Consider the following 21,829-nt stretch of genomic DNA (forward strand, 5'->3'; position numbering starts at 1 on the left):
TTATCTCCTATAGTGTGGTTCTAATTGTTTTCTAATATCCCTAAGTAATTCTTTAACTGTCAGTTGATTTTCACTTTGACCTTTTTTTAATGCAGATTGCATTACTTTTGCCAATTCATGTGAATCTACTTTAGGTTTCATATTTAAACACCTGCTAATTATTAATTAACAAACAGGGGAATGATTCATTATGCTGTTAATGACCTTTCTTATAATATATTCTCCTACCTTCTGTTGGTGAGTTGTTTACAAGATATCCCAAAAAGTAAAGCGTGTGGTTTGCAAAATGGACAACCAGGGTAAAAGGATGTTGACCCCCAAAAAAATAGACAGGTTACCGAATATTTTAATAAAGTAAAAAGCTATAAAAGGAAAAGGAGGTCTGATTATGCTAAAGATGAATACGGATATTGATAAGCTTTTGGATGCAACGAAAGAAATTGCAGATGACGATTTTCACTATATGATCAGACACATTGAAATTGATTTATTGCTTGAAAAAACAGAGAACTGGTAAAAACACTATATCCTTACATAAATAGCCTATCCACTCTTTTTTTGAGTGGATTTTTATTTTTCATTTTTATTACAAATATGTAACAGTTTTCAAACGAGGTGCGTCAATAGCTATAAAGGAGTGAAGTATATGAAGAAGAAATGGATAGTAGTAGTTGGCGCGCTCGTGATAGTGATGTTTGTCCTTACAGGCTTTTTTGTTACTCAATTAAAAGCAGTAGGCGGATTAGACGAAAAGGATGATATGGCGGTTTTAAAGAATAAACTTTGGAAAATACATTTTTCCGAAAAACTAGACCCATCAAGTATAAATGAACGTACTGTATTTGTTTTGAATCAAGAGGGGGAGAAGCAAAAGACTCCTGTTTCATTGAGTGACGACCAGAAAACGATAGTCATTGAACCCCCAGTTAATGGTTACGATTTTAAATCCTATACATTGCGGCTATCAAAAGAAATCCAGTCAACTTTGGGAAGAAAAATGGTAGCAAGTATTTCTCAGCGCTTTACTGTAAATGAATCGCTGCCGTATGCAGAATCAAAAAGCAAGTTAAACGAACATATCTTAAAACGAATCGCAGACATGCGGAAAAGTTATGATTACAGTGCGAAAGAAGAAGCTGCAATGGATACAGCAGCAGGAGAATCTGAAATGAAGCAAAATCATTCAGAAACAAATGTTCAAGTGAATGGAATTGATGAGGCTGATTTTGTCAAAACTGATGGCAAGCATATATACCAGTTGAAAGATAATAAGCTGCAAATTATTAAGGCAATCCCAGCTGAAAAAATGTCATTGGAAAAAGAGATTATTTATAAACAAACATTTTCTCCGTTTCAAATGTATTTACAAAAAGATCAGCTAATCGTTATCGGGACGAGTTACGAGGAACAAACGAGAAAGAATAATCCAGCAGACATGAAAATTGCACCCATATATGAAACAACGAAAGTGATTATCTATGATGTGAAAGATAAAAAGAACCCTGTAGAAATTAGGCAGATTGAGATTGAAGGAACACTTGTCACTTCAAGATTAATGGACAGTAAGGTTTATATAATTGCCAATAAATATCCGGATTATTGGCTGCTCCACGAGAATCCAGAAATTGATATTCGTCCAAGATATTCAGATTCGGCTAGTCATTCAAAAATGCAAGCTGTTAATTACGATAAGATTCAATATTTTCCAGACTCTAAAGAAACCAATTTTACAAATATTGCTGTAATTGATTTAGATAATCCATCTTCCAAAATTGCTCTTACGACATATTTAGGAAGTGGCGATCAGCTCTATATGTCAAAAAACAATCTTTATCTTGCCGTTACGAATTTTATGCCAATGGCAGTTGAAGGAGATTATTCATTTAACCCGGATACAACGGTTTATAAATTTACGGTAGATGGCATGAAAGTTGATTTCCACAGTTCAAGCGAAATTTCAGGAACGATACTAAATCAATTCTCAATGGATGAATATCAAGGTTATTTCCGCATCGCAACTACAAAGGGGAAAGTATGGGATAATTCAAGACCATCAGCTAATAATCTGTATATCTTGGATGAGAATTTAAAGCAAGTTGGACAGTTAGAGGATTTAGCGAGAGGGGAACGAATATATTCAGCTCGCTTTATGAACGATAGAATCTTCATTGTAACATTTAAGGAGACAGATCCGCTCTTTGTCATAGATGGATCGAATCCAAAACAGCCGAAGGTTTTAGGAGAATTGAAGATTCCTGGTTTTAGTAACTATCTGCACCCATATGACGAAAATCATTTAATTGGATTTGGTCATGATACAAAGGTCATCCCTGGAAAGGGCTCAGGAGGGGAGCCGCTTATTTACACAAACGGAGTAAAGCTCTCATTATTTGACATTACTAATTTATCGGATCCAAAGGAGAAATTTACAGAAATAATTGGCGGCAGAGGGACGTATTCCCAATTAAATTATGACCATAAGGCTCTCCTATTTGATAAAAAGAAAAACTTATTTGCTTTTCCGATTACCGTTTATGAAAATGGAAAAGCAACGAACGAAATGGAATGGGATTCTATCTTTGCATTCCAAGGTGCTTACGTTTACAATATTGACTTAAAAAAAGGATTTTCACTGAAAGCTAAAATTACCCACCAGGATCCAAATTCCATCTATGAGGAGTGGGAGAATAGCATTCAGCGCGCCTTATATATCGGTGAAACGTTCTATGCATTATCCCCGAATAAAATCAGTTCCTATGAATTAGGTTCTTATAAGTTAAAAGGGGAGCTGAATTTAAAAAATTAATATACTTGTGGCACCCAGATAATGGGTGCTACTTTTATTGAAGAAATTTTAAAATTACTTCATAATTAAACGTGAAATGATCTTTATTTTTTCAAAGACTGGAGTATACTATGAATATTATACTTTATTTCATTAGCTCTTATTTTATAGGGAACATTTTAACCGCACATTTTCTTGTGAAAATTCTTTATAAGGGAGAAATTCTTGGGGAAGGTTCGGGCAATCCAGGCGCAAGAAATGCAGGCCGTTTGTATGGAAAAAAGACTTTTATTCTTACCTTTCTTGGCGATGCCTTAAAAGGAGTACTTGTTATTTTCATCGGTAGAATGTTTGAATTTTCTGCTCTGGAACAGTTAATAGGGCTTGCCGTTGCTTTGATCGGACATATCAAACCTGTTCTATTCCGATTTCGAGGAGGGAAGGGGATTTCTACTTTTATTGGCGGAGCGCTTGCGTTTGAGCCTTTATTAGCCATTGTTATCATTTTAGGGTTTTTCATCACTTATCCATTTACTAGAAGCTTCACGCTCTCAGGACTTGGTTCCTTTCTCCTCTTACCTATTGCCGTTTTTTTTCTGCATGATTCTGTCACATCTATGTGGGGATTCATTGGAATTACGATTATTATTCTATTAGCGCACACGAAAAACTTGGTAGAGAAATGGAAGGCCTAACCGAAACTTTTTCGGTTAGGCTTATTTTTATAAGATTAGAAAGTATAACTTTGAAGTTAGGGAATTGTCTAGCTCCAGCGCCTATCGCCTATCAAACTTCAGGTCCCCTCCCTACGATAAGTCAACATCGGTTCGCTTACACTCACCATGTTTCCTTTATCGAAAGAACCGGTCCTTCCAGTTTGTACGGCGATGATCAAGGCGCTTGCGATTTTCTTATTCAGGATCAGGACTATTCACCATAATTCCAGCAACCTGAGTTAGGCGATCATAGAAAATAGGACCCGAAGGATGTTCATTAAGACCAATTTCATGAAAGGCTTCCTTCATACAGCGAAGCCAGCACTTCGCACGTGTTGGTGTAATCTCAAAAGGAAGATGCCTTTTTTGCATGGCTGGCGGCCCAAATTCTTCACTATAAAGGGCAGGGCCACCCGTAAATTGGGAAAGAAACATCCGCTGCTTCCTTTTTATCTCTTCCATGTCATCGTCAAACAGTGGCCGCAAATCCTTATCTGCATATACTCGTGGATAAAATGCGTTTACTAATTTATCAATCGTTTCTGCTCCACCAATTTCTTCAAAAAGAGTCTTAAACTTATAATCCATTTTTCAACACCCACCATCTGATTTATGTATCTTTAACAAAATTATAATGATTATAGGCATAAAAATTTGTGATTTAAATCACATTTAGTTAAATAATAGGTAGCGCACTTTACATATTGTGCGTTTATAATAATTTTTGCAATAGGATAATATAATAGAAAGATAAATAAGGTAGGGGGTGAATAAAGTTGGAGAAGAAAGGCTGTATAAAATGCGGAAGTTTGGAAGCGGGTCAAAAAGAGGTGGCGATGACGGGGAGTGGGTTATCGAAAATGCTCGATCTCCAGCACAATAAATTTCTAGTTGTATTTTGCAAAAACTGCGGATACTCAGAATTTTATAACCGAAAGTCATCAACTGCAGGGAATGTACTTGATTTATTCTTTGGGGGATAATTTACGTGAATGTCATACAAATTCAAACTCGATTACTTCTAATTTCAATTTTCCAGGCTGATAGGCAGCACGGGTTCAGATTTAGCTGCCTTTCAATTACTGAACATCTCCAAATTATCCTATGAATGGTTTGTTTGTATGATCGATATACTCATCATTGCTGCTGGTATCTTCTGCAGTTATATCATATTCAGTCATTGAGTTTGTTACAATCGATTCCGTCGTAAATGCACCGTTCATGCTTTCTAGCAATAATGTCAATTCAGGTATGTTATGATCATGCATCTAAAAATCGCACCTCCTCCCATTAGATTGTCATATTTCTTCATAATTATACATTTATTGATAATCATGCAGAAATTGAATAAGCAAACTTCCATTAACTAAAACTAGAAACAGATAAGATAGGAGGTTTGCTTTATTATGAAAAAGGATGGAAATGAATGTTTAGATGACAAAGATATGATGCATCACTTAATGGCTGAACAAATTGCTTACATATGTGTGAAGGAAGAGGAAGAAAGGATGCGTACTGAAACGAATAGTATAAAGGGACAAAATACATGAAAAAAAATCGAATGGCATTTTTGTTAATTATAGGTGGTCTGTTATTTTCAGCCTATCCCACTTATGCATCTACACCTTCCTATGCAAAATGGGGGCAACTAGCCATTAAGACAGCTAAAGAGAAATATCCTCGCGCGAATATTGTCGACTATTTGCACATTGGGAGAGAGGATAAGCTCCATTCTTCAGTAGAAAAGTTTAAACTATGGGTGGATGATCGGGGACAAGAATTCGGACTACTCATTCAGATTGAATTTGATCCAAAAAACGATCAGATTATACGTGTACATACACAAAAAACAAGAAACTAAAAACCCAATAGCATCTGCTTAATACAAGCAGATGCTATTGGGTTAATTTATACTTTCAACACATTAAAGTACCTAGCATCAGGATGGGAAAAAACGATAGCCGAAACGGATGCTTCTGGTTCCATCATACAGCCCTCTGTTAAATGAACGCCAATATCCTCTGGGTGGATTAAGCGGAATAGTTTTTTCTGATCTTCTAAATCAGGGCAGGCGGGATATCCGAATGAATATCGCTGCCCATAGTATTTAGCAGAAAACCGATCCTTCATAGTCATTTCAACAGGATCAGGGAACCCCCAGCGGTCTCTAATTTGGCGATGAATAAGTTCAGCAAAACCTTCAGCCGTTTCAAGGGCAAGCGACTGCAGGGCATGACATTCTAGAAATTTTCCTTGCTCCTTTAAAAGATCTGCCACTTGACGAATGCCACGTCCAGCAGTAACAGTAAAGAAGGCAACATAATCCATTTCTCCGCTTTCTGTAGACTTTAAATAATCTGCTAGACAAAGATATGGCTCAACTTCCTGCCTTGGAAATTCAAATGTTTCTATAATGGAAGTTTGTTCTTCATTATAAATAATGATTTTATCACCATCTGACTGTGCCGGGAAAAATTGATATACTGCTGCAGGTTTGATCCAATCATTCGCCTTTGCCTCCTGAATTAATTCGTTAACCATATCATTCATTTTAATTGCTTTCTCATCACCAGCAGCAAGCAATTTTTCAAGCTTGCCTTTTAAACCAAGATGATGACCAATTAGCATTTGCTTATTAATATACGGTTCAATATGAGAAAGGGAATAAGTTTTCAGTATTCTTCTTTTCAAATCCTTTGGAACAAAAATAGGAACATTTACGTGTAATTTTGGCCTGTTTTTTACCGCGGTTGCAGTATTTAATCCCGTTCTTTCAAAAGGAACTGCATTTAAAGAGGCCATTTGTTTTTCGGCATGCTGAAGCTTTAACTTTTCCAACTCTGCAGGCTCTTGCAGCTGATTAGCAAGAGAGAGGCCATTCATCGCATCCTTCGCATATAGGACGAGGCCATCATACTCTTTTGCAATTTTTGTATCAGTAAATTTTCGGGACAATGCGGCACCACCAACTAAAATTGGGATGTCAATTCCAGCCTGCTTTAAATCATGCGCGGTTAAAACCATTTGTTGTGCTGATTTCACAAGCAAACCTGATAGTCCGACCATATTTGGTTTTTCCCTTTTAATCGTCTCCACAAGCTGGGCTGGCGCCACCTTAATTCCAAGATCAATCACTTCATAGCCATTATTACTTAATATAATATCAACTAAATTCTTGCCAATATCGTGTACATCCCCCTTAACAGTTGCAAGAACAATTTTTCCCTTTCCGGCTGTTGTGTCATCTTTTTCCATATAAGGCTCAAGAAAGGAAACAGATGTCTTCATCACCTCTGCACTTTGAAGCACTTCAGCAACGATTAGCTGATTGTCATTAAATAAGCGTCCAACTTCTTTCATACCATCCATTAATGGACCATTGATAATTTCAAGGGGAGCAGGATAGATACGAAGTGCCTCTTCTAGATCAGTAATAAGTCCTTCTTTCGTTCCTTCGACTATATAATAGGCAAGCCGTTCCTCTAGCGTCATATCTGGCAAAATACTTTTTTGCTCTTTTTTCTTATCTCGGTAAAAGTCTGTAAATTCAGCAAGCGCTTGATCAGTCGTTTCAAAAAGCAGCTTTTCAGCAAGCAGCACTTCTTCTTTAGGAATTGAAGCAAAACGCTCTAATTTTTCAGTATTGACAATTGCATAATCCAGGCCAGCCTGTGTACAGTGATAAAGAAAGACAGAATTTAAAATTTCACGGCCAACAGGAGGGAGGCCGAATGACACATTGCTAATGCCAAGGATTGTTTGCACGTCTGGCATTGCTTCTTTAATTAAGCGAATGCCTTCTACCGTTGCGTTCGCTGATCCAATATATTGTTCGTCACCTGTTCCAACAGGGAAGACAAGCGGATCAAAAATTATATCTTCCGGTTGAATGCCATATTTATTTACAAGTAAATTGTAAGATCGCTTGGCTATTGCAAGTTTCTTCTCAGCAGTAACACCCATTCCTTTTTCATCAATTGTACCGACTACCACAGCAGCACCATAGGTGTGAATGAGCGGAGAGGTTACTGCAAACTTATCTTCCCCATCTTCAAGATTAATCGAGTTAATAATTGCTTTACCCTGTGAATATGTTAGTGCCTTTTCAATTACTTTTTCATCCGTAGAATCAATAACAAGAGGAGCCTTCACTTTTTTGACAAGTTCCTTCATAAAGTTTTCTACATCATCAATCTCTTCGCGGTCTGGATCAGCAAGACAAACGTCGATCACATGGGCACCGCCTTTTATTTGCGCACGGGCAATTTCAGCTGCCTCCTCGAATTTCCCCTCTCGTACCAGCCGTTTAAACTTTCGTGAACCGATGACATTCGTACGTTCACCAACCATGATTGGACGAAGGGTAGGGTCATCATAGATAAATGGTTCGATTCCAGAAACTTTATGAATCGTACTTTTTTCAAATGTACGTGGCTTGTATTTCTTCATTTCTTCCGCGATGGCTTTAATGTGTTCAGGGGTTGTACCGCAGCACCCACCGACAATATTCAGCCACCCCTCAGAAGCAAAACCTCCTAGCTTTTGTGCTAACGTTTCTGGTGTTTCATGATATTGCCCTTCTTCATCTGGCAGTCCGGCGTTCGGATAACAGCTGATAGCTGTAGAGGCAAGACTGGATAAGGAACGAATATGATCCTGCATGAATTCTGGTCCTGTTGCACAATTTAATCCAACTGCCAATGGTTTCATATGTTCAAGTGAGATATAAAATGCTTCAATTGATTGTCCTGCAAGTGTAGTTCCCATTGGTTCAATGGTTCCAGATACTATGAGCGGCAATCGTTTACCTGTATTTTTAAAGGCATTTTGAATCCCGATAAATCCTGCTTTTACATTTAACATATCCTGACTTGTTTCAAGGAGAAGAAGGTCAACATCCCCATCAATCAGTCCTAGTGCCTGCTCCTCATAGGATTGAATCATATGTTCAAATGTCGATCCGCCAGTCACACTCAATGTTTTTGTTGTAGGTCCCATGGAACCTGCCACAAATCTCGGCCAATCCTGTGTAGAAAGCTGATTAACAGCTTTCCGGGCAATTAATGCCGATTTCTTATTTAGCTCATACGCCATGTGTGCTAACCCATACTCCTCAAGAACAATGCTAGTAGCCCCGAAGGTATTCGTTTCAATGATGTCAGCACCTGCATTCAAGTATTCTAGATGAATGGTTTCTATGAGAGAAGGGGAGGTAATTGTTAAATATTCATTGCAGCCCTCATATTCCTCCCCGCCAAAATCATCTGCTGATAAATTAGCATTCTGAAGCATTGTGCCCATCGCGCCATCCATAATGAGAATTTTTCTCTCAAGTTGATCAGTTAAAATTGACTTCTGCATTTTTTCTCCTCCTTGTAACCTTGGCGCTTACTGCATTTGCATATGCCGAAAGTTCAACAGTCAAATCAAAACGCATGAACGGAGTAATCAAGTAGATTCCGTTAAAAAGCTCGCATGCTGTATCGATTAATGACTTAGCAATCGCTATTCCTTCACGTGCTGCTAGAATGGGATTATCTTTTAAGCTGGCCATCCGGCTTCGGATTTCCTCTGAAATTTTTATGCCTGGCACTTCATTATGGAGAAATTCGGTGTTTTTACTGCCTGTTAATGGCATGATTCCGATGTAAATCGGTTTTTCTAAATGCTTAACCGCTTCATAAACTTCCATTAGTTTTTCTTCTGAAAAAACAGGCTGGCTAACAAAGTAATCGGCCCCATAATTGATTTTCTTTTCTAGCCTTTGTACTGCCTTCTCAATGGATCGTACATTTGGATTAAAGGCAGCACCAACGGAAAAAACGGAATGTTCCTTTAAATGTGTTCCAGAGATTGAATAGCCTTTATTCAACTGTTTAATCATTTGAATGAGCTCAAAAGAAGATAAATCATATACAGAAGATGCTCCTGGAAAATCTCCAACTCTTGCTGGGTCACCTGTTACGGCTAACACATCATATAATCCAAGTGTATGCAGTCCCATCAAATGGGATTGAAGACCTATTAAATTCCGATCACGGCATGTAATATGCACTAATGGACGTAAACCAAATTCCTTTTTTACGCGATAACCAAGGGCAGAATTACAAATTCTTGGTGTAGCTAGAGAATTATCAGCCATAGTGATTGCATCAATGCCAATATTCTTAAATGCCTTTACGCCATCAAAAAATTTCTCTGTATTTAAATGCTTAGGTGGATCTAGCTCTACAATAATTGATGGTCGATCTTTAACGATATCTTCTAGTGGGGGGAACTCTCTTTCCGGGATGTCTTTATTAAATATTTGTATATGCTGGCGTTTTTTTATAATCTTTTCTGAAATAGGGGAGAGCCCCTTAAGTTCATCTGCAAATGCTTGGATATGCTCAGGTGTCGTTCCGCAGCATCCGCCTAGCAATCTAACACCTTGATTTCTAAAAGCAATGGCAGACTGTCTGAAATAAGTGGAGTCGCCTTCATAATGAAATTTACCGTCCGTATAAGCTGGAATGCTCGCATTTGGATATGCCGATAAAAAAGCACGATGTGGAAGGGGGATATCCTCTAATGTTAAAAGCATATGGTGGGGACCAAGCCGGCAATTTAAGCCGACAACATCAGTTCCTAGACTCTCAAGACGATCGAATGCTTCTGAAATCGGTGTTTGATCTTGAAGAACACCAACTTCGTGAAGGGAAACCTGAGCAATGATGGGTAATTCTGTTTCTTTTCGAACAATTGGGAGAACACTTGCCAGTTCCTCAAGGTCATAATAGGTTTCTAGTAAAATCCCATCAACCCCTTCAAGCAGAAGACAATAGAGCTGCTCCCTAAAATTTCTCTTTATCTCTTCTAGTGAAACCATATTAGGTTTAATTCCTCTTATCCCGCCAATCGTCCCAACTACATAGCTCTCTTTTCCAGCTGCTATCCTAGCATTTTTTACAGCAAATGTATTGATTTCTTTCACACTGTCCTCAAGTCCATATCTTTGTAGCTTTATATAGTTGGCAGCATAGGAATTTGTTTGAATAAGGTTTGCACCGGCATGAATATATGCTTTATGAATCTGTTGGATTTGTTCTGCATGAGAAATGTTTAATTCCTCAAAACAACAATCTGTCCCATATGAATAGAGAAGGGTACCCATCGCACCATCGGCAATGAGGATTTCATTTTTCACTCTTTCAAGGAAATTCATTGCCACCCTCCTCTGTGAAATGCTTTTTCTTTGTGACTATTTGCTGTCAGGGCTGTCTTAAAGTCCTTTAATAAATCCTCTGTGTTTTCTAATCCAACGGAGAGGCGAAGGAGACTATTGCTAATTCCTCTTTTTTCACGTTCATGATCAGGCATGGCTGCATGGGACATTTTTGCTGGATAGGAAAGGATGGATTCCACTGCACCAAGACTCACAGCAAACACAGGAATTTTTACATTTGAAACAAAATCCCTTAATATACTTTCGCTTGCAAGCTCAAATGAAAGGACGGCTCCAGCACCTTTTGCTTGCTTGCCTTGTAATACATAGTGTGGATGGTCCTCCAAACCAGGATAGTAAACATTTTTGATGGCTGGAATTTCCTTGAGGGCTTGAGCGATTTGTTTGGCCGATTGGATGGATTGAGCCAGTCTGACATGTAACGTTTTAATTCCTCTAAGAACAAGCCAAGCATCCTGTACACCAAGTACTGCTCCAAATGAATTTTGCAAAAATCCGATTTTGTCTGCAAGAATGGGGTCCTTTACTACAGTAAGTCCGGCGACAACATCACTATGCCCTGATAAAAACTTTGTTGCACTATGCAGTACAACATCTGCTCCTAGTGTTAATGGCTTTTGTAATGCTGGCGTTAAGAAAGTATTATCAACGAATGTTAAAGCGCCATGCGACTTAGCGATCGAGCTAATAGCTTTAATATCCGTTACTTTCAAAAGTGGATTGGATGGAGATTCCACGTAAAAGACCTTAGTACTTGGACGAATTGCTTGCTTGACATCATCTAAATCAGTCATATCAACAAAAGTATGCTCAATGCCATACCTTGAAAGCACTTCTGTGACAAAGCGATATGTTCCGCCGTACACATCTTCAGTAATTACAACATGATCTCCCTTAGACAATAAAAGGAAAGCAGTTGAAATGGCCGCCATGCCTGAAGAAAATGCAAATCCTCTTGTTCCTTCCTCCATATCAGCTATAACCGTTTCCAATGCTTCTCTTGTAGGATTTAAGCTGCGGCTATAATCATATTTTCCAAAAGCATCGATATCATACTGATGAAATGTAGATGCATGCTGGATGGGGACACTGACAGCACCTGATGTATGATCTATTTTTTGACTATTATGCAGAAGTTTTGTCTGAAAACTCCATGATTCTATTTCACACATTGAATACCCTCCGTCCGAGCTTTAACAAAAGCCTGCTCTAAATCATTTATTAAATCTCCGATATCCTCTATCCCTACCGAAAAACGTAGCAATCGATTGCAGACACCTGTTTCAAACCGGATATGTTCTGGAATATCAGCATGTGTTTGTGTTGCAGGATAAGTTATAAAGCTTTCAACACCGCCAAGACTTTCAGCAAATGTAATAAGACGTAGACTTTGTAAAAATGGATTAACCCATCCTTCATCTTTGATTCGGAATGAAATCATTCCGCCTCGTCCAGGATAAAGTACATCTGTAACGGCATCATGCTCAAATAAATATCGGAAAATTTCCTTTGTATTTCTTTCGTGTCGTTCCATTCGTAGAGATAAGGTTTTCATTCCACGAATAAGAAGCCAAGAGTCAAACGGACTTAATACCGCACCTAAAGCATTATGATTACTAGCTAATAAATCACAAATTCTCTTGCCCTTAGCAACGACAAGCCCTGCCAATACATCATTATGACCTCCTAAATATTTTGTTGCACTGTGGATGACAATATCTGCTCCAAGTTTTAAAGGCTGCTGTAAAAGTGGGGTAAAAAACGTGTTATCAACAATAAGCAAAAGATGATGATTTTTCGCAAAATTAGCAATTTCTTCAATATTGGCTTGCTCCATTAAGGGGTTCGTTGGTGTCTCTATAAAAATGGCTTTTGTGCGCTCACTAATTTCTTTTTCCAGTACTTCTAGAGTATAAGTTGGAACATATTTACAGAGTAAGCCCCAGTTCTTACAGCCCTGTTCAAAAAGCCGATAAGTACCGCCATATAAATCCTTTGAGACGATAAATTCATCGCCAGATTGAAAGAGGGATAAGACGGTAAGAATAGCTGCCATTCCGGAACTGCATGCAAATCCTTGGTCGCCGCCTTCAAGCTCCACAATTGCCTTCTCAAGTAAGTGGCGGGTTGGGTTTCCTGTACGGATGTAATCATATCCGGTTGACTTGCCAACTTCTTCATGCCGATAAGCAGTAGATAAATAAATGGGTGGGTTTACTGTACCTGTAGCAGATTCACTTCGATTGCCAATTTGGGCAAGGATCGTATCAAATTTATGCATTGTATGCACTCCTTTTTGTCAATAAAAAATAAAAAAAGCCTTCTTTAAGAAGAAGACTTTTTAATAAGCAAAAATTAGCCGTTCTTCTTATCTTTCAAGTTATAAAAACTTGCAGGAATTAGCACCTTATTAATCATAGATTAATGGTTGCTGAGGTGTCTTCGGGCCTTACCCTCGACCTCTCTTGATAAGAAATCCATTATTTTATTATTTCAAATTTTACAACACCGATATAATAAAAGTCAAATAATCTTTTAATAATATGTAAAAATGTGTAAATGCACAATAATATTATTATGTAAACTAAAATAATTGATCATTATCGCAAGTAAGAAAGAAAAAATAAAGGATTTAATCTATATACTAATGGAAGATAATCACTTTTTTAGTATAGGTTTTTCTTTGAGAATAATAAAAAAAATATTTTTCACTATTTTCATATTAAAAACCTTTGAACAACAGGGTTTTACGTGGTAGAATGGCTTTGAAAACGATTTATCCTCTGAAAAATATTATTATTCTAATAATTATCAATAAATGTAAAAAAGTGGATAAAAAGTTTATTATGCATTTCCTACAAAATCAATTATGGAGGTCATTTTCCATGAAAAAGCCATTGAATGGCGAAAAGCCTTTTGCTGAAGGCTTTCATGGCCCGAACCTTGGCTATGTCATTGAACTATATGAAGCATATTTAGAAGATCCTGATTCTGTTGATCCTGAAATGAGAGCTTACTTTGAAACTACTGGATCACCTGTTGTAGAAAGTCGTACAGGGAAGGCGGAATTTAGTGGTGTGAATCAAACGGTTCATCAATTAGAAAAAACATTGTCTGCAATTCGTTTGGCAGATAATATTCGCACTTATGGCCATCTTGCGGCAAACATTTATCCTTTAAATGACCATGAACCCGAAAAAAACCTTTTTGAGTTTTCACACTATGGGTTAGTAGAAGAAGATCTATATGCAATCCCAGCAGGAGTCATCTGTAAAGACGCTCCGATTCCACTTAGAAATGCATATGATGCAATTGAATACTTAAAAAGCATGTATATGGGTACGATTGCTTTCGAATTTCATCATGTATATGATGCAAACGAAAAAAACTGGCTGCGCAGAAAAGTAGAATCAGGAAGTTTAAAGCTTAAATTGCAAAAGGAAGAAAAGACAAAAATTCTAAAAAGATTGACCGAAGTAGAGGAATTCGAAAAATTTCTTCATCGAACATTTGTAGGTCAAAAACGATTTTCAATTGAAGGACTAGATGCAATGGTGCCTTTACTCGATGAAATCGTTGCTGAGTCTGTTTCAAAAGGGACCAAGACCATTAATATTGGAATGGCTCACCGAGGGCGCTTAAATGTACTTGCGCATGTGCTTGGGAAGCCGTATGAAATGATTTTTGCTGAATTTCAGCATGCGCCAAATAAAGAGTTAGTTCCTTCTGAAGGTTCTATTGGAATTAGCTACGGCTGGACAGGTGATGTGAAATACCATTTAGGACTTGATAAACAAATTAAAGATGAAAATACGACAGTAACACGTCTGACTTTAGCAAATAATCCAAGTCATCTTGAGTTTGTCGGCCCTGTTGTTGAAGGGTTTACACGAGCAGCACAGGATGACCGATCCACAAAAGGGTATCCAATTGAAAACTTAAGTTCAGCTATGTCCATAATTATTCATGGGGATGCTGCTTTCCCTGGTCAAGGGATTGTCGCAGAGACATTAAACCTAGGGCAATTGAAAGGGTATAATACGGGAGGCTCCCTCCATATTATCGCAAATAATACAATTGGTTTTACAACAGAATCTCGAGATTCACGTTCTACGAGATATGCTAGTGATCTCGCAAAAGGGTATGAGATTCCTATCCTGCATGTAAATGCAGATGATCCGGAAAGCTGTATAGCAGCCGCAAGATTTGCAAGTGAATACCGGGAAAAATTTCAAAAGGACTTCTTAATAGATCTTATCGGTTACCGCCGCTTTGGGCACAATGAAATGGACGAGCCAATGGCAACAAACCCATTGATGTATAAAATAATTAATGAACAGCCTACGGTTAAAGAACTGTATGGAAATAAACTTGTAAATCAGTCAATCATCAGCAAAGAAGAGGCAAGTAAAATTGAGGAAAATGTATTAATTAAATTGAAAGCAGCCTATGATAAGGTACCGGCAAGTAAAAATGAAACGGAAGAATTAAATCCGCCGGAAACCGTAGAAAAAGGTCTTCCAAAACTAAAAACAGCTGTTCCTTTTGAGACACTAAAGGAAATTAACAAAGAGCTGCTTACATGGCCAGAGAAGTTTACTGTTTTTAACAAGCTGGATAAAATTTTAAATCGCCGAATGAGTGCTCTTGATGGCGAAAAGAAAATTGATTGGGGCCATGCGGAAACATTAGCTTTTGCATCAATATTACATGACGGCACTCCGATCCGTCTGACAGGTCAAGATTCCGAACGAGGAACATTTGCCCACCGGAATATTGTTTTACATGACAGCAGTACGGGTAAATCCTATTCACCACTACATTTACTATCATCTGCGAAGGCTTCTTTTGCTGTTCATAATAGCCCATTATCAGAAGCGGCAGTACTTGGATTTGAATATGGATATAATGTATTTGCGCCAGAAACACTCGTCCTATGGGAAGCGCAATTCGGAGATTTTGCAAATTCTGCACAAGTCATATTTGACCAGTTCATCGCTGCGGGCAGAGCGAAATGGGGACAAAAATCCGGGTTAGTTATGCTCCTGCCACATGGATATGAAGGACAAGGTCCTGAGCACTCAAGCGCACGCTTAGAAAGATTTTTAACACTCGCCGCAGAAAACAACTGGACTGTAGCTAACTTGTCTTCAGCAGCACAATATTTCCATATTTTACGCAGACAGGCAGCAATTCTGAAACGTGAAGAGGTTCGTCCACTTGTCATTATGGCACCGAAGAGCCTATTACGTCATCCGCTCGTTGCTTCTAGCGGTCATGAATTAAGTGAAGGTGAATTTCAATCAGTCATTGAACAGCCTGGCTTAGGTCAAAATACGGATAAAGTAACTCGTCTTGTTCTATCTACTGGGAAAATGGCTATTGATTTAGCTGATCACCTGAAAAATGTAGACGATCAAGAATGGTTCCATTTACTGAGAGTAGAAGAAATTTATCCATTCCCGATGGAAGCAATTCATACTATAATGAATCGCTACCCTAATTTGAAGGAACTTGTTTGGGTACAAGAAGAACCAAAAAATATGGGTTCTTGGAATTTTGTTGAACCTAGATTACAATATATTGCACAAAAAGATCTGGATGTTTCTTATATTGGCAGACGACGCCGTTCAAGCCCATCAGAAGGGGATCCAAATGTTCATAAGAAAGAACAGGCACGGATTATAAAAGAAGCATTTACACACAAGCAAGAGGGAGGAAATTAAGGTGGCTGACATAAAAGTACCGGAATTAGCTGAATCGATTACAGAAGGAACAATCGCCCAATGGTTAAAAAAACCAGGTGATTTCGTAAATAAAGGAGATTATGTCGTTGAGCTTGAAACAGATAAGGTGAACGTCGAGATCATTTCAGAGCATAGTGGGATATTAAAGGAAGTTAGAGCGGGGGAAGGCGATACAGTTAATGTTGGTGATACGATTGCCGTAGTCGATGAAAATGGTGATGCCTCTGCTGAGTCAGTTGAACTGCAAGCTGAAGCTAAAAAGGCTGCAATTCCAGATGCACCAAATCAAGCTTTTCAGCAAGAAGAGACGGTTCAAGCAAATAATGAGCAGAAGGGTCAGCGTCCGATTGCATCCCCAGCTGCAAGAAAAATGGCTCGTGAAAAAGGAATTGATCTAACACAAGTGCCAACAGTAGATCCACTTGGACGTGTTCGTGCGCAAGATGTGTCATCCTTTAATCCTCGTGAGGAAGTGAAGCAACAAGCAGCACCAGCTCCAAAGCAGCAGACAGCACCAGCCGTTCAGTCTGCTGGTAAAGAAGTCGAGCGTATTCGTATGACCCGCCGCCGTCAAACGATTGCCAATCGACTTGTAGAAGTTCAGCAAACAGCAGCGATGCTTACAACATTCAATGAAGTAGATATGACAAATGTAATGAATCTTCGTAAACGTCGCAAGGATAAGTTTTTGGAAGAAAATGATGTGAAACTTGGATTTATGTCCTTCTTCACAAAAGCTGTTGTCGCTGCATTGAAAAAAAGCCCTTTATTAAATGCTGAAATTCAAGGCGATGAACTCGTTCTGAAAAAATTCTATGATATCGGGATTGCCGTGTCAGCGAACGAAGGTCTTGTCGTGCCAGTCGTACGCGATGCAGATCGTAAAAACTTTGCAGAAATTGAAAAGGATATTTTAGATCTTGCTGAAAAGGCAAGAAACAACAAATTAGCTTTACAAGATTTGCAAGGGGGAACTTTTACAATTACAAATGGCGGGGTTTTTGGCTCGCTATTATCTACGCCAATTCTTAATGGCCCACAAGTTGGGATTTTAGGTATGCATTCGATTAAACTGCGTCCAGTTGCCATTGATGCAGAGCGAATGGAGAATCGTCCAATGATGTATATTGCCTTGTCATATGACCATCGGATTGTTGACGGCAAAGAAGCAGTTACTTTCTTATCAAGAATTAAAGAATTAATTGAAGATCCAGAATCATTATTATTTGAAGCATAAGAAACGTACAAGCGTCTTGATCATAGCCCGCAAACTGGAGGAGGCCTGAGTTTGATAGGCGATAGGTCGCTTGCAATAACCAGGTACCAATTTTTTAAAAACAGTAGATTTTTTAATCAAGGTAACAGGGTGGAGTGTTTCACCCTGTTTTTTTTGTTAATTTGACTATTTAACAAGCCATTAAAAAGAGCGAAAGGCATTTAAACCAATCGCTCCATTTGTGAATTGTTCGTTTACTTTTTAAATGGCTTTAAACCGCGTTTTGTAATTTCCTTTTTCAATATCCTAATCCATTCTTTCTCTGACCCAGTCTTTAATGCATCACGATACGAGACGACCAATTGTTCATTACTCATAATCTTCATTCTGCATACCTCCTGAAATGGATTGAATATCAAGCTTTCATTCATTTTAATCGTTTCTACCACATTTGAAAACCCTAATTTTCAAAAAATACAAAAAAAGGACTTTCGAACCTTAAAAACACTGGTAAAAAGTGGTTTACTCAACCTATAGGTGAAAAATTGGTAGTGAATACATATAAGGAGGTAACTATGAAATTATTGAAATGGATATTTATATCCATACTGATCCTTTTCCTTGCAGCTGCCTGTTCAAAGGAAAAACAAGAAACAACAAAAGAAGTAACAGGTGAGACGATGGAAAATGAAAGTGAAAAAGAACAAGAAAAGGAGAAGCAGAAAAAGGGAGAAGAAGTAGAAGCTAATGAAGAAGCAGGAGTTTATACAGCAGAAGAAACATTTGAAGAGATTGCTTTTCAAAATGTCAATTGGTTTTTTGGCTCTCCTGAACGCCAGCCAAAAGGGGGGATTTGGGTATTTAACGGAGAGAAGCATGCTGGTGAATTAGCTGATACATTTGAATGGGAAAAGGAGGATGTATTACTCATTCAAGTCAATGATCCTGCTTACATTAATCATGAAATGACAATTAAGCGGCTTCAAGTCATCGATGATAAAACCATAAAGATTGTCGTTGCTTTAGAGGAACAGGAAACGGAAGGCGATAAAGTGCCTAGAAGATATGTAACCGTTGAGAAGGATGCACTTACAGGGAAAAACTTTCTATTAGAAAATGAAAAGACGGGAGAAGCAATAAAATTAAACTAAGAGAGCGGAAAATGCTCTCTTTTTTCTTTTTCTATTACCATTTACAATAGAGACAGAAAATTATGAAGGAGAGATGGATATATGAGATTAGCGCTTGATCATATAGTTCACTTTATTCAGCAGCATCCTAAAGTTGCTGTAGAAGAATGGAAGAAACGTGGCTTTCATGCAACAATGGGGGGCAGACATGAAGAATGGGGCACATACAATAGCTTACTTTATGTTGGAGAAGCATATATTGAATATTTAGCGATTGAGAATACAAATATCGCAGCTAAATCTAATAATCCTTTAATCACTCAAATGGTTAATGATCTTACGAGTGAGGAAGGGGTTGGGCAAATTTGCTTCAGAACAAGCAATATCCTTGAGTTGAAGGAACAGCTTGAGAATAAGGGATGTCGAACGTATCCTATTTTTAACGGAAGCAGAAAGAGGCAAGATGGCTCAATGATTAAGTGGAAAATGCTTTTTATTAAAGGCTCATCAAGCGTGCCTAAACCATTTTTTATTGAATGGGAGCAAGAGGATTCCGTCCGCATGAAAGAATTAAAAGAACTTGGATATTTGGATGATAGACTCTTGAAGCATTCTATACATTCCATTAAGATTGCAGTTAACGACTGCGAATTAGCAGCAAAGGATTGGGAAAGACTATTTCATTTTACCATAAACGGCATTTATATAGATGAACATTCGTCAATGAAAAAGGCAATATTAAAAGCTGAATCATTTGAAATTCATTTTTGTCAGCCATTAAATGAGGAAAGCTTCCTACATAACATTCTGCGAAAAAGAGGAGAAAGACCTTTTGAAATAAATTTTGCCCCAATTCTTGTTCCTAACTCTTTCTGTTTGTTTTCGGGAATATACAACTGATGGCACATTACTAAATGAACAACCTTATTATTAGAAAATATTGAATATTACAACGTATGTGGTAACATAAAATGTAGGCTATTTAGGTTGTCTATGTTTACCATGTAAATACGAAAGGGTGATGTTCATATGCCAGAGTTGCTAAGTTTAACTGTTGGGAAGCTATTGGAGGAAAAAGCAAAGCTGCATCCAGATCACGAAGCAGTTGTTTACGCTGATAGGGGATTGCGTATGACGTATAAGCAACTGAAGGAGTATTGTAAATGTGCTGCAAAAGGCTTAATGAAGCTTGGACTGGAAAAAGGCGAGCATATTGCAGCATGGTCAACCAATACACCAGAATGGCTTATTACGCAATTTGCAACTGGTCAAATGGGAGCTGTGCTTGTTACAGTTAATACAAATTATCGAACGGCAGAGCTTGAATATTTATTAAAGCAATCAGATGCGACTACCATTATCTTAATGGAGAAATATCGAGATGCATCGTACATAGAGATGCTGTATGAAATTGCCCCAGAATTAAAAACGAGTAAACCTGGAAACCTGCGGTCCAGCCGGCTTCCATTTTTAAAAAATGTTATCGTGCTTGGCGAAAAGAAATTCCCAGGAACATTTAGCTGGGGAGATCTTTTAGCTTTAGGGGAGACAGTGCCTGATAATCTACTAGATGAGCGTTTAAACAGCCTTGATCCCGATGATGTGATTAATATGCAATACACTTCAGGAACAACTGGTTTTCCAAAGGGGGTTATGCTGACGCATAATAATGTCGTAAATAATGCGTTAAATATCGCTCATTGTATGCGTTTAACAAAAAATGACCGTTTATGCATTCCCGTGCCATTCTTTCATTGTTTCGGATGTGTTATCGGCACACTCGCGTGTGTATCCGTTGGAGCAACTATGGTCCCTGTACAAGAATTCAATCCAAAAGAAGTACTTCAAACTGTTCAGGATGAGAAATGTACAGCTCTTCACGGGGTACCAACTATGTTTATTGCTGAATTAAACGTTTCAGATTTCAAACAGTATGATCTTTCATCACTTCGTACAGGTGTAATGGCAGGCTCTAATTGCCCCATTGAGGTCATGAAGGCAGTAATTGAAAAAATGGGTGTACGTGAAATTACGATAGCCTATGGGCAGACGGAATCATCTCCAGTCATTACACAAACTAGAACGGATGATCCGATTGAACTGAGGGTTGAATCAGTAGGCAAGGCTTTACCAAATGTTAGGGTAAAGATAGTTGAACCTGGAACAAATGATGAGGTCCCATTTGGGGTACAAGGGGAGCTTTGTACAAAAGGCTATCAAGTCATGAAGGGATATTACAAAAATCCGGAGGCAACAAAAGAAGCGATTGATGAAGATGGCTGGCTCCATACTGGGGACTTGGCGGTGATGGATGAGAATGGCTATTGTAAAATTACTGGGCGGCTAAAGGACATGATTATCCGCGGCGGAGAAAATATTTATCCACGAGAAATTGAGGAATTCTTATACTCTCATCCGAGCATCCTTGATGTGCAGGTAGTTGGTGTACCTGATGCGATATTCGGGGAGGAAGTAGTTGCTTGGATTATTTTAAAGGAAGGGGTAGAAGTTACAGACGAAGACATTCGTGAATTCTGCAAAGGGAAGATTTCCCGCCATAAAATTCCTCGGTATTTTGAATTTACAAACGCTTACCCAATGACAGCGTCCGGTAAAATTCAAAAATACCGTTTGCGTGAACAAGCGAAAGAAAAAATAGAAAAAGCGCAAGCGTTAAAATGAATTTTCTAAAGATCTACCTCGCTAAAACAAAGAATCATGTTGCATGAAGCTGCTCTTATTCTTTATACTATAAAATATAAAGAATGAAGGGGTTGCTACAATGATTCACCTAAGCTGGCATGAACGAAAAACAGTAAAACAAGTTAAATGTGTGCACACAGATGCAGCTAAATATATTGTAAACAGAGCTTTAACAGCTGGTAAAGTGTATGAAGTAAAAAATGAAACAGAGGAATTTTATTTTATTATCGATAATTCAGGGAAAGTCGGCGGTTTTTACAAAGATTATTTCCAAAACGCATAATAAAAGGAATAAACTGTCGGCAAA

20 protein-coding genes and 1 riboswitch are annotated in these 21,829 nt (G+C 38.2%); of the genes, 12 read left to right on the forward strand and 8 right to left on the reverse strand.

Features of this window, described 5'->3' with window-relative positions; genetic code table 11:
• Nucleotides 1-141, reverse strand: coding sequence for a YwzD family small protein (locus RUH74_RS05570; RefSeq protein WP_313799277.1), 141 nt, complete (start codon nucleotides 139-141; stop codon nucleotides 1-3).
• A 247-nt stretch (nucleotides 142-388) separates the two neighbouring features.
• On the opposite strand from RUH74_RS05570, the gene RUH74_RS05575 reads away from it, so the two are divergent.
• The 3 genes from RUH74_RS05575 to RUH74_RS05585 all read left to right on the forward strand — a co-directional run bounded on the left by RUH74_RS05575 (nucleotide 389) and on the right by RUH74_RS05585 (nucleotide 3,480).
• Nucleotides 389-517 (forward strand): hypothetical protein, encoded by a 129-nt coding sequence (locus RUH74_RS05575; RefSeq protein ID WP_313799278.1) that lies wholly within the window; start codon nucleotides 389-391, stop codon nucleotides 515-517.
• 129 nt (nucleotides 518-646) lie between these two features.
• Entirely contained in the window at nucleotides 647-2,806 is a 2,160-nt protein-coding gene (locus tag RUH74_RS05580) for a beta-propeller domain-containing protein (protein ID WP_313799279.1), read from the forward strand.
• A gap of 110 nt (nucleotides 2,807-2,916) precedes the next feature.
• Nucleotides 2,917-3,480, forward strand: a complete 564-nt coding sequence (locus tag RUH74_RS05585) for a glycerol-3-phosphate acyltransferase (protein WP_313799280.1) — start codon at nucleotides 2,917-2,919, stop codon at nucleotides 3,478-3,480.
• 216 nt (nucleotides 3,481-3,696) lie between these two features.
• On the opposite strand, the gene RUH74_RS05590 is transcribed toward RUH74_RS05585, so the two are convergent.
• A complete protein-coding gene (locus tag RUH74_RS05590) occupies nucleotides 3,697-4,089 on the reverse strand; it encodes a globin domain-containing protein (protein ID WP_313799281.1) in 393 nt (130 codons plus the stop codon).
• A 188-nt stretch (nucleotides 4,090-4,277) separates the two neighbouring features.
• Here RUH74_RS05590 and RUH74_RS05595 point away from each other — a divergent pair, with 188 nt between their 5' ends.
• Nucleotides 4,278-4,484: a zinc ribbon domain-containing protein gene (locus tag RUH74_RS05595; RefSeq protein WP_313799282.1), complete on the forward strand. Its 207-nt coding sequence runs from the start codon at nucleotides 4,278-4,280 to the stop codon at nucleotides 4,482-4,484.
• Between the two features lie 114 nt (nucleotides 4,485-4,598).
• On the opposite strand, the gene RUH74_RS05600 is transcribed toward RUH74_RS05595, so the two are convergent.
• A complete protein-coding gene (locus RUH74_RS05600; RefSeq protein WP_313799283.1) occupies nucleotides 4,599-4,769 on the reverse strand; it encodes a hypothetical protein in 171 nt (56 codons plus the stop codon).
• A 138-nt stretch (nucleotides 4,770-4,907) separates the two neighbouring features.
• Between RUH74_RS05600 and RUH74_RS05605 the strand changes: the two genes are divergently transcribed.
• Both RUH74_RS05605 and RUH74_RS05610 read left to right on the forward strand, forming a co-directional pair.
• Nucleotides 4,908-5,051, forward strand: coding sequence for a hypothetical protein (locus tag RUH74_RS05605; RefSeq protein ID WP_313799284.1), 144 nt, complete (start codon nucleotides 4,908-4,910; stop codon nucleotides 5,049-5,051).
• Complete coding sequence (locus RUH74_RS05610) at nucleotides 5,048-5,362, forward strand: DUF3889 domain-containing protein (RefSeq protein WP_313799285.1); 315 nt, start codon at nucleotides 5,048-5,050, stop codon at nucleotides 5,360-5,362. Before RUH74_RS05605 ends, RUH74_RS05610 begins: the two co-directional genes overlap by 4 nt.
• A gap of 47 nt (nucleotides 5,363-5,409) precedes the next feature.
• Here the strand turns inward: RUH74_RS05610 and metH are convergent, their stop codons facing one another.
• The 4 genes from metH to RUH74_RS05630 are packed head-to-tail and all read right to left on the reverse strand — an operon-like array spanning nucleotide 5,410 to nucleotide 13,007.
• On the reverse strand, nucleotides 5,410-8,862 hold the full coding sequence (gene metH, locus RUH74_RS05615) for a methionine synthase (RefSeq protein ID WP_313799286.1): 3,453 nt from the start codon (nucleotides 8,860-8,862) through the stop codon (nucleotides 5,410-5,412).
• Nucleotides 8,840-10,705 (reverse strand): bifunctional homocysteine S-methyltransferase/methylenetetrahydrofolate reductase, encoded by a 1,866-nt coding sequence (locus RUH74_RS05620; protein WP_313799287.1) that lies wholly within the window; start codon nucleotides 10,703-10,705, stop codon nucleotides 8,840-8,842. Before RUH74_RS05620 ends, metH begins: the two co-directional genes overlap by 23 nt.
• A complete protein-coding gene (gene metC / locus RUH74_RS05625; RefSeq protein WP_313799288.1) occupies nucleotides 10,702-11,898 on the reverse strand; it encodes a cystathionine beta-lyase in 1,197 nt (398 codons plus the stop codon). Before metC ends, RUH74_RS05620 begins: the two co-directional genes overlap by 4 nt.
• Nucleotides 11,886-13,007: a methionine biosynthesis PLP-dependent protein gene (locus tag RUH74_RS05630; RefSeq protein ID WP_313799289.1), complete on the reverse strand. Its 1,122-nt coding sequence runs from the start codon at nucleotides 13,005-13,007 to the stop codon at nucleotides 11,886-11,888. Before RUH74_RS05630 ends, metC begins: the two co-directional genes overlap by 13 nt.
• 84 nt (nucleotides 13,008-13,091) lie before the next feature.
• Nucleotides 13,092-13,201, reverse strand: a riboswitch (SAM riboswitch).
• A gap of 410 nt (nucleotides 13,202-13,611) precedes the next feature.
• On the opposite strand from RUH74_RS05630, the gene sucA reads away from it, so the two are divergent.
• Together sucA and odhB are read left to right on the forward strand one after the other, a co-directional pair.
• Nucleotides 13,612-16,452, forward strand: a complete 2,841-nt coding sequence (gene sucA / locus RUH74_RS05635; RefSeq protein WP_313799290.1) for a 2-oxoglutarate dehydrogenase E1 component — start codon at nucleotides 13,612-13,614, stop codon at nucleotides 16,450-16,452.
• Nucleotide 16,453: 1 nt separating this feature from the next.
• The gene (gene odhB / locus RUH74_RS05640) at nucleotides 16,454-17,710 is read left to right on the forward strand and encodes a 2-oxoglutarate dehydrogenase complex dihydrolipoyllysine-residue succinyltransferase (protein WP_313799291.1); all 1,257 of its coding nucleotides are present in this window, start codon (nucleotides 16,454-16,456) and stop codon (nucleotides 17,708-17,710) included.
• Nucleotides 17,711-17,943: 233 nt separating this feature from the next.
• Here the strand turns inward: odhB and sda are convergent, their stop codons facing one another.
• Nucleotides 17,944-18,075, reverse strand: coding sequence for a sporulation histidine kinase inhibitor Sda (sda, locus tag RUH74_RS05645; protein WP_313799292.1), 132 nt, complete (start codon nucleotides 18,073-18,075; stop codon nucleotides 17,944-17,946).
• 189 nt (nucleotides 18,076-18,264) lie between these two features.
• Here sda and RUH74_RS05650 point away from each other — a divergent pair, with 189 nt between their 5' ends.
• From RUH74_RS05650 to RUH74_RS05665, 4 genes are all read left to right on the forward strand, one after another.
• Entirely contained in the window at nucleotides 18,265-18,840 is a 576-nt protein-coding gene (locus tag RUH74_RS05650) for a hypothetical protein (protein WP_313799293.1), read from the forward strand.
• Nucleotides 18,841-18,921: 81 nt separating this feature from the next.
• Nucleotides 18,922-19,719, forward strand: a complete 798-nt coding sequence (locus RUH74_RS05655) for a VOC family protein (protein ID WP_313799294.1) — start codon at nucleotides 18,922-18,924, stop codon at nucleotides 19,717-19,719.
• A gap of 138 nt (nucleotides 19,720-19,857) precedes the next feature.
• A complete protein-coding gene (locus RUH74_RS05660; protein ID WP_313799381.1) occupies nucleotides 19,858-21,501 on the forward strand; it encodes an AMP-binding protein in 1,644 nt (547 codons plus the stop codon).
• 100 nt (nucleotides 21,502-21,601) lie between these two features.
• Nucleotides 21,602-21,805: a DUF6501 family protein gene (locus RUH74_RS05665; protein ID WP_313799295.1), complete on the forward strand. Its 204-nt coding sequence runs from the start codon at nucleotides 21,602-21,604 to the stop codon at nucleotides 21,803-21,805.
• Nucleotides 21,806-21,829: the final 24 nt, after the last annotated feature.

It is taken from the genome of Cytobacillus sp. (assembly GCF_032154635.1).
GTDB lineage: Bacteria > Bacillota > Bacilli > Bacillales > Cytobacillaceae > Cytobacillus.